The 12786-nt window shown below is 57.0% G+C and carries 16 protein-coding genes and 1 pseudogene; 13 read left to right on the forward strand and 4 right to left on the reverse strand.

Going from position 1 to position 12786, the window contains the following annotated elements:
• Window positions 1-158: 158 nt before the first annotated feature.
• From ACP7E3_RS24035 to ACP7E3_RS24045, 3 genes are all read right to left on the reverse strand, one after another.
• Window positions 159-2093, reverse strand: coding sequence for an ATP-binding protein (locus tag ACP7E3_RS24035; protein WP_426124595.1), 1935 nt, complete (start codon window positions 2091-2093; stop codon window positions 159-161).
• 273 nt (window positions 2094-2366) lie between these two features.
• The gene (locus ACP7E3_RS24040) at window positions 2367-3416 is read right to left on the reverse strand and encodes a phage portal protein (RefSeq protein ID WP_426124597.1); all 1050 of its coding nucleotides are present in this window, start codon (window positions 3414-3416) and stop codon (window positions 2367-2369) included.
• Window positions 3416-5173 (reverse strand): terminase ATPase subunit family protein, encoded by a 1758-nt coding sequence (locus ACP7E3_RS24045; RefSeq protein ID WP_426124598.1) that lies wholly within the window; start codon window positions 5171-5173, stop codon window positions 3416-3418. The genes ACP7E3_RS24040 and ACP7E3_RS24045 overlap by 1 nt, the downstream gene beginning before the upstream one ends.
• 155 nt (window positions 5174-5328) lie before the next feature.
• Here ACP7E3_RS24045 and ACP7E3_RS24050 point away from each other — a divergent pair, with 155 nt between their 5' ends.
• From ACP7E3_RS24050 to ACP7E3_RS24110, 13 genes and pseudogenes are all read left to right on the forward strand, one after another.
• Window positions 5329-6159 carry a GPO family capsid scaffolding protein gene (locus ACP7E3_RS24050; RefSeq protein ID WP_426124600.1) on the forward strand — a complete coding sequence of 277 codons (831 nt, stop codon included), beginning with the start codon at window positions 5329-5331 and terminating at the stop codon, window positions 6157-6159.
• Between the two features lie 40 nt (window positions 6160-6199).
• The gene (locus tag ACP7E3_RS24055) at window positions 6200-7207 is read left to right on the forward strand and encodes a phage major capsid protein, P2 family (RefSeq protein ID WP_426124602.1); all 1008 of its coding nucleotides are present in this window, start codon (window positions 6200-6202) and stop codon (window positions 7205-7207) included.
• Between the two features lie 3 nt (window positions 7208-7210).
• On the forward strand, window positions 7211-7912 hold the full coding sequence (locus tag ACP7E3_RS24060) for a terminase endonuclease subunit (protein ID WP_426124604.1): 702 nt from the start codon (window positions 7211-7213) through the stop codon (window positions 7910-7912).
• Between the two features lie 102 nt (window positions 7913-8014).
• Window positions 8015-8476, forward strand: coding sequence for a head completion/stabilization protein (locus ACP7E3_RS24065; protein WP_426124606.1), 462 nt, complete (start codon window positions 8015-8017; stop codon window positions 8474-8476).
• Window positions 8476-8679, forward strand: coding sequence for a DUF7415 domain-containing protein (locus tag ACP7E3_RS24070; RefSeq protein ID WP_426124608.1), 204 nt, complete (start codon window positions 8476-8478; stop codon window positions 8677-8679). The genes ACP7E3_RS24065 and ACP7E3_RS24070 overlap by 1 nt, the downstream gene beginning before the upstream one ends.
• Window positions 8679-8891, forward strand: coding sequence for a tail protein X (locus ACP7E3_RS24075; protein WP_141605806.1), 213 nt, complete (start codon window positions 8679-8681; stop codon window positions 8889-8891). The genes ACP7E3_RS24070 and ACP7E3_RS24075 overlap by 1 nt, the downstream gene beginning before the upstream one ends.
• A 45-nt stretch (window positions 8892-8936) precedes the next feature.
• Window positions 8937-9260 (forward strand): phage holin, lambda family, encoded by a 324-nt coding sequence (locus ACP7E3_RS24080; RefSeq protein WP_426124610.1) that lies wholly within the window; start codon window positions 8937-8939, stop codon window positions 9258-9260.
• On the forward strand, window positions 9257-10099 hold the full coding sequence (locus ACP7E3_RS24085; RefSeq protein WP_201022019.1) for an N-acetylmuramidase domain-containing protein: 843 nt from the start codon (window positions 9257-9259) through the stop codon (window positions 10097-10099). The genes ACP7E3_RS24080 and ACP7E3_RS24085 overlap by 4 nt, the downstream gene beginning before the upstream one ends.
• Window positions 10096-10299, forward strand: coding sequence for a hypothetical protein (locus ACP7E3_RS24090; protein WP_426124612.1), 204 nt, complete (start codon window positions 10096-10098; stop codon window positions 10297-10299). The genes ACP7E3_RS24085 and ACP7E3_RS24090 overlap by 4 nt, the downstream gene beginning before the upstream one ends.
• Window positions 10296-10661, forward strand: a pseudogene (locus ACP7E3_RS24095) (Rz-like lysis system protein LysB); the annotation flags it as partial. The gene ACP7E3_RS24090 and the pseudogene ACP7E3_RS24095, both read left to right, overlap by 4 nt.
• A complete protein-coding gene (lysC, locus tag ACP7E3_RS24100; protein WP_426124614.1) occupies window positions 10582-10839 on the forward strand; it encodes an Rz1-like lysis system protein LysC in 258 nt (85 codons plus the stop codon). The pseudogene ACP7E3_RS24095 and the gene lysC, both read left to right, overlap by 80 nt.
• Window positions 10836-11318, forward strand: a complete 483-nt coding sequence (locus tag ACP7E3_RS24105; RefSeq protein ID WP_426124616.1) for a phage tail protein — start codon at window positions 10836-10838, stop codon at window positions 11316-11318. The genes lysC and ACP7E3_RS24105 overlap by 4 nt, the downstream gene beginning before the upstream one ends.
• A complete protein-coding gene (locus tag ACP7E3_RS24110) occupies window positions 11308-11766 on the forward strand; it encodes a phage virion morphogenesis protein (protein ID WP_426124618.1) in 459 nt (152 codons plus the stop codon). The genes ACP7E3_RS24105 and ACP7E3_RS24110 overlap by 11 nt, the downstream gene beginning before the upstream one ends.
• Here ACP7E3_RS24110 and ACP7E3_RS24115 read toward each other — a convergent pair.
• Complete coding sequence (locus tag ACP7E3_RS24115; RefSeq protein WP_201022015.1) at window positions 11746-12705, reverse strand: FRG domain-containing protein; 960 nt, start codon at window positions 12703-12705, stop codon at window positions 11746-11748. The two genes, ACP7E3_RS24110 and ACP7E3_RS24115, sit on opposite strands and share 21 nt — an antisense overlap.
• Window positions 12706-12786 lie beyond the last annotated feature (81 nt).

A 12786-nucleotide genomic window follows, 5' to 3' on the forward strand; every position in this document is an offset into this window, starting at 1 on the left:
TCTAGCAACGAAGCTTGATCAATCAGATAAAAATATCAAAGTCAAAAAATCGCCCCAAGGGCGACTTTCAATCTATGCGCGCTCATAAAACAAACTATAATCCCTACAACTTAAACCCAACTACATTCACCCCTTACCATCAAGCACACTTAATACACTCATCTAATTCGTGAAGCCTGCAATTCTTTAAATAGCCGAACGAATTGAACAGGAATAAGTTTCCCACCCATCAGCTTTAGCATCGACTTTGTTACAACTGTATATTTTAGATCTTTCTTTGCTCCATTCCCTATATAGGATCGCAGCCCAGGATAGGCCATAGTTACCCGTCCCTCTAGTTCACCACCCATACGAAGATATCTACTATCAGTTAAAAGCCGCACTCCAGAAATATAGTCAATTTCTACATCTCGATTATTTTTAGATCCCATTACGCGCTCCAAATAGCGATCTAATGACGTTTGGAGCAAATCTAAACGGTCGAGCCACTCCCCCCAAGAAACTTCCTCCCCACACAGACTCACAATAGGGTAGTCGTCTCCCTTGTCCATATGAAGTAATAAAAGAATCGAAATTGGATCTAAGCCAATATTTTCTGTGGTATACGCATACCCCTCAGCAAAAACCACCACACCGGGCGCAGGTTTGTTATGGAGATCCCAATCAACTACACCTCTTACGTACTTACTACTAACATCAGTAAAACTCTCCACAACCCCATAAACATGTGCACAACTACCTACACCATTTATCGCCGCGACAACTTTTGACACCAATTCCGCATTTTGAGAGACCAAGCTATGCATAGCCTCAACAATACGAGCACTAGGAACTTTCCCCCCGGACGGAATAAAACTCAAGGAAACCTTGGAATCAATCGCATTTTCCACTCCTCTAAGATGCGTATAAAGCGCATTGAATAAATTCGCATCATAAAAACTTTCTACAAAAACATGAAGCCTATTTTCAGGATCTAAAGAAATCTGATTAACCCCATCAAGCAACTCGGATATCGCTAAATCTTTTTGAACTAAAAATGCGCCAGATTCATCTACGACATATATGCTATCTAGTGGAGCTAGGGCAACGGTCGTTGGCGAATGCGTAGTTATAAAAACGTAAGTGCCGAATATCTTGGTAAATGTGTTTAGCACCGTATAAAGTTTTTCTACCATTTTCGGATGTAAAAATGCGTCAGGCTCATCAATAAGTAATAGCTTCGGAACAGCAGAAGCTATAGTTTTCCCGTACTGCGTATTGAAAAGCGTCAGCACAAGCCATAGCAATGTTCTTTCGCCCGACGAAAGCGCGTCTGGAGTTAAGACCTCCCCGCTTCCTTTCAGCATCAACTGTGCAACATAATCATAAGCATCCGAACTTTCATCCGGCACAGAAAACACAAACTTTTCGTCAAATACCATTTCTAGCATTGAGTTAATTACATCCCAAGGCTTCCGCCCAAAATACTCATCGACATCATCTTCCTCAACATAGTTTATTTCTTTATGCTTCACCAATGCACGCCAGGTATTAAATTCATTCTCATTAATGCGCCGCCGATAAGAGTTACTTATAAACGAAATATTACTTAGCCCAAACGGAGTATCTGAGAGCTCATCAAAATTCAGCCTTATATGTTCTTCACTTAAATCAGCAACTGGAATATTTAATTTTCTCGATATGATTTGACACAGTTCGTGCAGCTTCGCATAGCTAAGAGCATTTTGACCATTGATACCCTGTCGCCCCATCATGCGAGCAGCGGCTTTACTCTCATCATACTGTTCTATAAAATCCTGCCTATTACGAATAAAGTACTCTATCGTTTGCCTGACTTTCAAAACATACAATTCATCATTGTACCCTTGTCCAAATGAAGGTACCAAAGAAGATTGAGCCAAGAGAGCTATATCATTGGTGTGTAACTGTTGACCACCGCAAAAAGATTTAGATGACAACGCCTTAATACTTTCAAGGAATCTTGTTTTACCTGCACCATTTTTTCCTGTTAATACGACAATACACCCATCAAACTCTAATGATTGCTTCAGCAAAAAACCTTTATATTCGGAATCACCAACAATATTTAACATATACCCCGCACCCCATCGCAAAAACAACCAATAACAAATATGAGCAAGACTAAAGACTTTCACTGACGCCTAAGCTAATATGAAAGTAGGATATCCAATCTAATATACCCTACACGCTACGCTAGCTTGGCATAGCTCATCTTGGAGTTATCTCACAAACGAGGAAAAAAAACCGCCATGTGCAGGCTGGTGCAGTATTGGATGGAGCACTCGGCTGGTTCGAGTGTTTCAACGTCGAACCGGTTCGTCACCTAGTTTGCTGCGCAGGGGATTTTAGGCCCCTACGGGAATTTCATAGGGTTTGAAGCGCACAACCTCCTCCCCGAGCCAGTCATTCACCTGCGCCATGCGCGCCTGAATCGGCTCCAGTTCATTGGCCGCATAGATCTGCGCAGCCTCCCTGATCGACCCAAACCCACCCGCGTTCTGCGGCACGATGCCCATCAACTGCGGCGGAATGCGCAAGCTGGCCAGCACATCGTCGCGGGTCTGGTTTTTGATCGAGTTGAATTCGTCCTTGGCCGTCACTTCGCTGACCGGGATGATCTGCAACCCGTCCTTTTTGCCGTTCGGCGAGTACACAAACAGGTTGCGGAAGTTGCCGGGCCCCTTGGAATCCTTCAGCGCCTTGCGCAGGGAGTCGACGTCCGCTTCGTTATGCGCGGCGTCGGTCATGTAGAGGATGAAGCCGGCATGACTGCCGTTCTCGTAATACTTGCGCCGAAAGAGCGTGGCCGACTCATTCAGCAACGCCGACTGCAAGGCGCTGATCCACTCGGGCAGGCCGTACACTTCCTGGTGCAGATCCGCCTCCCGCAGATGGAAAACGGTGCCCGGCTCAAATTCGTGCTCTTCCTTCCAGCCCTGGACCATGAACTGCCGACCATCCTTGCCCGAGCGCATGTACTTCGCCAGCGGCGGCACCAGCTCGCGCACCGGGCCGAGCATCGAGCGCCGCCCTTCCAGATAGCCGTTGCCCAAGCACAGGAAGTCCAGGGCAAACTGTTCGAACGCCGCGCGCGACAACAGCCGGTGCGGGATAAAGGTCTTGCTCAGCAGGTTGCGCTTGAACATTAGCCCCGAATGCAGATGCACGCTGGACCCGACCGACCGTGCCAGACCGTCCAGCGACAGCGGCGGCTCGTACCAGCGCCCGTTAAACCAGCACTCCAGATAATCGAACACCTCCCGGCCGCTCAGCACCGGTGACGGATCGCCGAAACTGAACGCCTCCATCTTGGTATCACTGCGCGGGATAAATTCCTGCGTCGCCAAGACGGGCGCCTGGGCCAACTGCTTGGTATTTCTGCGGCGGTTCGACATCAAAAAATCTCCATCCGCCCGGTATTGGCAGTGGTCTGCCCCTCCAGCGGTTCGTTGTGCAATGCGTGAAAGAGCGCCCATGCCAGGTCGGCGTGGCCGGTGTTGTCGTTGCGGCCGGCGGTGTAGGTGAATTGCCGACCGCCTGCGGTGATGGTTTTGCGGATCGCCATCAGCGACTGCGCCATGTCGGTCCAGCCGGCGTCGAACTCCAGCCGGCCCCGGTGGATCACGTCGTAGGCCTTCAGCACCAGGCGCGTCTTGACCTCGGGCGAGTAGCTGAAAGTAGTGACGTTGGGGAAGAATTGGCGCACCAGCTGCGCCACGCCGCTGCCCAGGCCGGTGACGTCGATCCCGATGTACGTCACCCAGTAGCGGTCGCAGACGGCTTTGATCACGCTGGCCTGCGCCGCGAAGTCCATGCCCCTGAACTGATGGCGCTCCAATGCCCGAAACTTGCCCCCGGGCACCAGCGGCGGTGCGACCACCACCAGGCCCGAGCAATCGCCGGTTTCCGCAGGGTCATAACCCACCCATACCTGGCGGTCGCCAAAAGGCCGCATGGCAAACGGCTTGTAGTCCTCGGCCCACTCGACCCAACTGTCGACCATGCATGGCTGCAATACCGTCAACGGGAAGATGCTCGCGCCGTCGTCGACGAACTCGCACATCAGCAGATTCGCGAATGCCTCGGGGCTGTACTCCCGGCGCAGTTCCTCAATGTCGAACAGGTCGCAGCCGCCCTGCTCCGCGTCGAGGATGGTGACGATCTGGCGCCACAACCGGTCCTCGCAAAACCGCCCTTGCTGGAGCGCACCATGGGAAACGTCGACCTTGGTGTGCTGCGCCGCTGGCTTGCCCTTGTTGAAGCGCTCGCCAGTCCAGAATGTGTAGGCTTCGTGAGCCATGGTCGAGGGCGTGGAGAAGTAGGTTTTGCGCCACTTCTTGTGCATCGCCATGCCCGACGCGACCTTGTTCAGTTCCTCAAACTTGAACGTCCAGAAGAACTCGTCGAAGTAGAAATTGCCGTGGTAGCCCTGGGCGGTGCGCGCATTGGTCCCGAGGAAAAACAGCTCGGCGCCGTTCGGCAAGACGATGGGATCACCGGTCAGCTCGACGCCGATGACCTCGCGGGCAAACGCCTGGATGTACCCGCGAAACAGGTAAGCCTGGTTCTTCGACGCAGACAGGAAGATCTGATTGCGCCCGGTCTCCAGCGCATCAATGAACGCCTCGCGGGCAAAATAGTAAGTGGCACCGATCTGCCGGCTCTTGAGGATGACGCGGGTGCGCTGATTGCCCGCCCGGTGCCAGTCTTTCTGGTAGTCGAAGCACCCGTCGATAAACGCTTCGCGCAGCAGCTCGATCTGGTCTTCGCTGATGTCATTTTTCGACGTTTTCTTCTTCGGCCCCTCGTTGCGCTTGGCAAGGTTGGGGTTGAGTTCGGTTTCGGTACCGCCGCCTTGAAAGCGCTGGATTCTGGCCTGGCGCTCCAACTGCCGGTGCAGCAGGTCGATCTCTTTGAAATCACCGCCGCTCTTGCCTTCCTTCAGGATCAGTTGCACCAGCCGCGCTTCCAGCGCCCCGCCGATTCGCTCGACGTTATCCGCCCGGTCCCACTCGTCGCGGGCCTTCCAGCTATGTAGCGTTTTTTCCTTTTCGCCCGTAGCCTCGGCAATCTCACAGATGCGCCAACCCATCCAATACAGAAACTTGGATTGGCGTCGGGGATCGATCGGGAGCAGTTCAGTCGTAGTCATGGCCGCGATGCTGCCGCCCGCGCTTGCGAGTCAGTAGCGCGGCCCCTTGTAGTTCCGCTCTCTACAATCCCGCCACGTTGCCGCAACTCGCGCGCGTCACGACCATGCCCCTCATTGCAACGCACTTAGCGCCCAACGCATTGAGGATTCCCGGCATGAAGAAATTTCGCAGCAATTGGTTCCGCGTCGCCGTCGAGGGCGCTACCTCCGACAAGCGCACCATCAAACGCAGCTGGCTGGAACAGGCCGCGAAGAACTTCAACCCGTCCACCTACGGCGCCCGCATCTGGCTGGAGCACTTCCGCAGCCTGCTGCCCGACAGCCCGTTCAAAGCCTACGGCGACGTGCTCGCGGTCAAGACCGAAGAAGTGGAAATCAACGGTGCGAAAAAGCTAGCCCTGTTCGCCCAGGTCGAACCGACGCCCGATCTGATCGCCATGAACAAGGCCAAGCAGAAGATTTACACCTCGATCGAAATCGACGACAGCTTCTCGGACACCGGCGAGGCCTACATCGTCGGCCTGGCGGTAACCGACTCTCCGGCCAGCCTGGGCACCGACGTACTGTCTTTCTCTGCGCAGAAGCCCGAATCCAGCCCATTCAAAGACCGCCATTATTCGGCGACGTCGATGTTCACCGAGGCGGTGGAGACCGAATTGCAGTTTGAAGAGATCGAAGACAAGCCCAGCCTCGGCGCCCAGCTTTTCAGCAAGGTGCAGGCGCTCTTGGGCGGCAAACAGGCGAAGGACGATGCCGAATTCGCTCAGATGGGCCAGGCCGTGGAAGCGATTGCCGACCACGTCAAAGACCTGCCCGACCAACTGGCCGCTGAGAAGAAATTCTCCGGCGAGCTGAATACCAAGGTTGAGCAGCTCAGCAAAGACTTGGTCGATCTGAAAACCACCCTCGGCAAGACCCAAGACCACTCCCAAACCCAGCGCCCACCGGTAACCGGCGGCGGCAAACAAGCCCTGGCTGAGTTCTGACCTGCGGCCTTCACCGCCCAGCCCACTATCGGAGATACCCATGCGTAACGACACTCGAAAACTCTACACCGGCTACCTCAGCCAGGTCGCACAACTCAACGGCGTGGAATCGACCACCGCCACGTTCAGCGTTGACCCAACCATCCAGCAGCGCTTGGAAACCAAGATCCAGGAGTCGAGCGAGTTCCTGACCAAAATTAATGTCATCGGCGTCGACGAGCAGGAAGGCGAAAAGGTCGGTCTGGGCGTGGGCGGCACCGTTGCCAGCCGTACCAACACCAACGTCAAAAAACGTGAGCCGCGCAGCATCGGCACCCTGTCGAGCGACAAGTACAAGGCCGAACAAACCGACTTCGACACCTTCGTCAGCTACAAACAACTCGACGCCTGGGCCAAGTTCCCGGACTTCCAAACCCGGCTGTCTGGCGCCATTGCGCAACGTCAGGCACTCGACCGTATCCAGATCGGTTTCTATGGCGTTTCGGCCGCAGAGCAAACCGACCGCACGGCGCACCCGCTGTTGGAAGACGTCAACATCGGCTGGCTCCAGCAGTACCGCACCCACGCACCCGACCGCGTGCTGAAGGAAGGTGCCGTCACCGGCAAGATCACCATCGGCAAAACCGGCGACTTCAAAAACATCGACGCCCTGGTCTACGACGCCATCCAATTGCTCGACCCTTGGTATCGCCGCAACCCTGGCCTGGTGGTGATGACCGGCCGCGAGCTGGTCCACGACAAGTTCTTGGCCCTGGTCAACAAGGACCAGGACGCGACCAACACCCTGGCAAGTGACCTGATCATCTCGCAACGCCGCGTCGGTGGCCTGCCGCTGTACGAGGTGCCATACATTCCTGAAGGCACGATCCTCATCACCACCTTCGCCAACCTGTCGGTGTACTGGCAGATCGGCGCCCGTCGCCGCTACCTCAAGGAGGAGCCGGAGTGGAACCGCGTCTCCAACTTCGAATCGTCGAACGAGGCCTATGTGGTTGAGGAGTACGGCCTCGGATGCCTGCTGGAAAACATCACTCCGGTCGAGGGTTAACCCATGGCACTCAGCATCGCCCAAGCCCACCAACGTCGCGCTCGCGCGGCAATGGAGGCGGCCAAAACGGCGCCGCAGCAGTCTATGGCCGGTGCCACCGCCTACGAGCATCAGTTGAATCAGTTGCTGCAGGACCGGTTGCGATTGAAAGCCATCCAGTCCAACGAAGGCAAGGCCGCGCTCAAGCTGCAACTGCTGCCCGAGTACATCCCGTATGTCGAGGGTGTGCTTGAAGCCGGCAACGGCGCCCAAGACGACGTCATGACCACCGTCATGGTCTGGCGCATTGACGTCGAGGACTACAGCGGCGCCCTGGATATTGCGGACTACGTGCTCAAGCACAAGCTGATCATGCCTGACCGTTTTGAGCGCACTACCGGTTGCCTGGTGGCGGAGGAAATTGCCACCGCCGCGCTGAAAGCCCAGAAGGCCAATGGCAGTTTCGACTTGAGCATCTTGCACCGCACCGTCGAACTGACCGAAGCCGAAGACATGCCGGATCAGGCCCGCGCCAAGCTGTTCCTGGCAACGGGCCGCGCGACCTTGCATAGCATCACCGCCGAAGAGCCAGGCCAGCCCGGACAGATTCAAGCCGGTATCGATCTGCTCAAACGCGCCATCGAGCTACACGACGGCTGCGGCGGCAAGAAGGATTTGGACGGCGCCGAGCGTCTCCTGAAAAAACAGGCTGCTCCCAGCAGCTAACCGAGCGTCCCCACGCACCCCGCCGGCTCGGGGCGGATCGGCCAGGCCGCTCCTCCTGAACGTGAAGCCCCGACCACCGGCGACCTATTTTCGAGTGCAGTCATGAGCGCATTTGTAGCCAGCGGCACCGTTGACAGCGGCCATATCAACACCGACCCGTTCTGGCCGTCGATTGACCTGGACGGCTTGCGCGCCACCCTGCGCATCGACGGCAGCGTCACCCCGGCCCGCCTGGAAACAGCCGTGATCGCTGCCGCAATCAACCTCAACAACGAACTGAGCGAATGGCGAACCGCGCAACAAGCCGCTGGCTACGCCACCCTGGCCGAGGTGCCGGGTGATCGCATCAAGGACGTGTCGGTAAAGGTCCACCTCTACCGCCGCGCGATCGAGGCCGGAACCGGCGCCGAAGTCTGCGAGCGTTACCGCGACTACAGCGCGACCAAAACCGGCAGCGACAAAGCGGAAGCCCTCACCCCGAACATTGACGACTACCGCCGCGACCTGCGCTGGGCTGTGCGCGACTTCCTCGGCCGCACCCGTACCACAGTGGAGCTGATCTGATGAGCGAAATGAAAGTCATCGACTGGAACGAAATCAGCCGCCTTGGCCTACACGAACGCATCAACCGCGAAATTATGCACCCGCTCGGTTTGGCGATTTTCCGAGTGGTTGAGACCGGAGTTTCCCCCGGGGCCTACGTCTCGCCCGACGGCGTTTTCGAATATGCCGCACCAATCACACCGACAGAACCTGAGGCCGAGTGATGCCCGTCGCCGTCCGTGCCAATCAAAACGACACCGTCGACGCCCTCTGCTGGCGGCACTATGGCCGCACCGCAGGCGTCACCGAGGCGGTGCTTGAAGCCAACCCCGGCCTGGCCGACCACGGCCCCATCCTGCCGCAAGGCCTTGTCGTCAACATGCCCGAAGCCCAAACCAGCGCGCCCCAGCGGCAGATGGTGAACCTATGGGACTGACACTGCAGCACCAAGCCCTTGAACCCTCCAACCCTGGACAACGGAATGAAGCGCATGCCTGAACGTCCCGACACCTGGGCCTGGCTCGCTGCCTGGCTCGAACAGAACTGGCCGACTCTTTACGCCGGAGTCCTCGCCCTGATCGTCGCGGCCCTGCGGATCATGTACGGCGGCGGTACCCTGCGCCGCATGCTGATCGAGGCCCCGCTGTGCGGCACGCTGGCCCTGGCCGCGAGCCATGGCCTGGCCCTACTTGGCATTCCGACATCCACAGCACCGTTCTTCGGCGGTGTAATCGGCCTGCTCGGCGTCGAAGGTACCCGCGCCGCCGCCAAGAGGTTTTTCAACCGTAAGGTGGAGCAGCTATGACCACTCTTCGCCACGGCGACCGCTCGCAAGCGGTGCTGATCCTGCAAAAGAACCTCAACCGACACGGCGCCAACCTCGTGCCGGACGGTGATTACGGCGACACCACCGAAGCCGCTGTCCGCGCCTATCAGGTCAAAGTCGGCCTGGTAGCCGATGGCATCGCCGGCACCAAGACCCAGACCAGCCTGGCCGGTGGCGACTGCGCCGCTCTGTTGCGCAACCACGATCTGGTGACCGCCGCCGAACGCCTCGGAGTGCCGCTTGCGGCCATCTACGCAGTCAACGAAGTGGAATCCAAGGGCAAGGGCTTTCTCGACAACGGCAAGCCGGTGATCCTGTTCGAACGGCACATCATGTACCGCCAGCTCGCCACGGCCCGAAACGCAGGCGACGACACGGCCGAACTCAAGCGTCACGCCGACCAGCTCGCCACGGCCAACCCTGCCCTGGTCAACCCAAAGCCCGGCGGATACATCGGCGGTACCGCCGAACACCAGCGCCTGGCCATGGCCCGCTTGATCGACGACACCGCCGCGCTGGAGTCGGCGTCCTGGGGCGCGTTCCAGATCATGGGCTTCCACTGGGAGCGCCTCGGCTACGCCAGTGTGCAGGCGTTCGTGGCGGCGATGAGTGCCGGCGAATCGCAGCAGTTCGACGCCTTCACTCGCTTCATCGAGACCGACCCGGCGCTGCACAAGGCCCTGAAAGCCCGCAAATGGGCCGAATTCGCCAAGCTCTACAACGGGCCGGACTATCTGCGGAACCTCTACGACACCAAGCTCCAGCGCGCCTACGAGCGGCACGCCGGCTGCGATTGCGGGCAAGGGGTAGCGGCATGATCGACTTCGACGCGTTGCAAAAACTACGGGTACAGGACGGTGACCTGCTGGTGGTGCCGGAGTCGACCGAACAGGACGACATGCAGCTGTTGGCTGAGGCCATCCAGTTGATGAATGGCGCCAGGGCCGTGATCGTGCGTGGCCCCATCAAGCAGCTCGACTCCGCGGCTATGAACAAACTCGGCTGGTACCGCGCGTGAGTACCTTGCGCCAGGCCCTGTACGGCATCGCCCTGCTCGGCGCCCTGGCGCTGCTGATCTGGGGCCAGCAACAGCGCATCGACGTCGCCGAAAGCCAAGCCGAGCGGGCAAACGCTACGGCCAAGACCGCCCGCGAAGACGCCGACCGCAACCTGCGGACCGCTAACACCCTCACCGACACCCTGAAACAGGAACGGGCGAACCAATCTGCCCTGCGTACCCAGCAGGACCTGTTGCGCCAGGGCCTGGCAAAACGGGAGCGAACAATAGAGGAGCTGAAACGTGAAAACACCGAACTACGCGATTGGGCTGCTCAGCCTTTGCCTGACGCTGCTCGCCGGCTGCGCGAGCGCCCCGCCGTCACCGGCGCCGCAGCTTACCGTGACTGGCTGTCCGGCCGTGGTGCCATGCCACCTGCCGGCGACCAGCCCCCTCAACAACGGTGACCTACTGACCGACGAAGATCGCGCCGAAGCCGCCTGGGCCGACTGCGCGGCGCAGGTCGACATGGTCTACAAACACCAGCAGGCCACCCCATGAACAAGCCCGAAAGTCTGCGCGCTCACCTTCTGGCCACAGTGGCCGAGTTCAAGCACAACCCCGACCGCCTGCTGATCTTCATCGACAACGGCAAGGTCCGTTGCACCGCTGCCCACACCCTGTCGTTTGAATACAGCTTTGATCTGCAGATCATCCTCACCGAGTTCGCCGGCCATCCCGACAGTGTGATCCTGCCGATCCTTGGCTGGCTCAGCGTCAACCAGTCCGAGCTGCTGGAGAACCTGGACAAGGTCAAAGACGGCATCCAGTTCGAAGCCGACATCCTCGACAAGAACAAAGTGGACCTCAGCATTACCCTGGCGCTGACAGAGCGCGTGGTCGTCGGTAAGGACGACCAGGGCAACATCACCGTGAGGCATCCGAACGAATCGCAGTACGTGGTGGGCTATCTCGATCCGAACTGGGAGCCAGGGGCCCAGGGCAACACCAGTGAATGGAGGGTGCCGAATGGCGAGTAACTTGGAGGCGCTGGAGACCTGGGCGGCGGTGCTGCTGGATCGGCTGGAGCCAGGGGAGCGCAGCAAACTGGCGCGGAACATTGGGCAGGAGCTGCGGCGCAGTCAGCAGAAGCGGATGATGGCGCAGGAAAACCCGGACGGGAGCAAGTTTGCGCCGCGTAAGCAGCGGAACCTGCGCGGAAAACAGGGTCGAGTTCGGAGGAAGTTGGCGATGTTCAAGAAGCTGCGGACCGCGTCGTACCTAAAGGTCCGTGTTGATAGCAATGCCATTACGGTTGGCTTCACCGGGCGTATCGCCCGGATCGCGAGAGTTCACCAGTACGGCTTGAAGGATCGTGCAGAGCCTGGCGCTCCCGATGTCCGCTACGAACAGCGGGCGGTTTTGGGATTCACCGAGTCTGACCTCGAACTAATCCGCGATGGACTCCTAGCTCACCTGACTGCCTGACTTCTTCTTCGGGAAGTAAATTCGTTCCCTCAACTCCATGGCTACACCCTCATAGCCTGGAAATAACTTCCCTGGGCCATAGCCAAAGTCCCTCAGCAGTCGCGCCAGCTCTAAAGATTCACTAGCTGGCAAAGTCCACTTAATAAACATGGACGGCAAGCCATTTTTAAAGAGCGTCGATAAATACTCTCTTAAAACCACATCTAAAGGGCGCCGATCCACTGGAGGAAGAGTTTTAATTTCACCAGTTGATAGGGTTACCAAGCCAGGTACAGCATGTGCCCAGTGAGTGAACAATCCACTTTGAGCAGAAAGGTTAGGGTTACCCGCATAATGAGGAGTAACGAGTTTTAAAGGAAACGTGGGGGTGCCCGAATCTAGTGTGCCTATAGAAGTGGCATTTAAGCCCCATATGCATAAATCGCGAGGTTTTCTATCTGAGGGTCTTGAAGCAAAAAAAGCTGCTACGAAGGGGTCATATGTCCAGTCGAGTAACCGGGTCGGGATGCCGTAATGTTGTGCTAGCGCTGCAACTTCAAGCATGTCATCTGGAAGCCACTTAGCCCCATCAACCCACGTCGACATAGTATGGATATCTACTTTTCGGTGAAGCCGCGCACGTAAGCGATCAGAGGCAGGAACTAGTAGCCCTCCAACATCTGCGCCCCTGTAAAAGTCCCTGATCAATTGATACTCAACGAAGGCTAGAGAAAAGTCGTTATCTTTAGGTGACCCCGTGATATCAACATACGCCTTTGAAGACTCCCATATTGAATCTACAGACTCTTTACGAATAGATGTTGGCGCGAGCAGGTAATTTTTATCTGAATGGCCGCGAAAAATAAAGTCCTCGCTCTTTATATTATTCGACCAAGGAGCAAGGGCCTCTAATAACTTCTTAGCCTTAGTAAATCTGCGCTCTTCAATATATTCCTTCATCAAACCCCCATCGTCCCGTTTTTTTTAATCTTGTAATACAACCTCTTACAAGCCGTAAGCCCTTTCCTGCGCGTGACGAAC

Source organism: Pseudomonas sp. PSPC2-3 (assembly GCF_049898265.1).
Taxonomy (GTDB): domain Bacteria; phylum Pseudomonadota; class Gammaproteobacteria; order Pseudomonadales; family Pseudomonadaceae; genus Aquipseudomonas; species Aquipseudomonas veronii.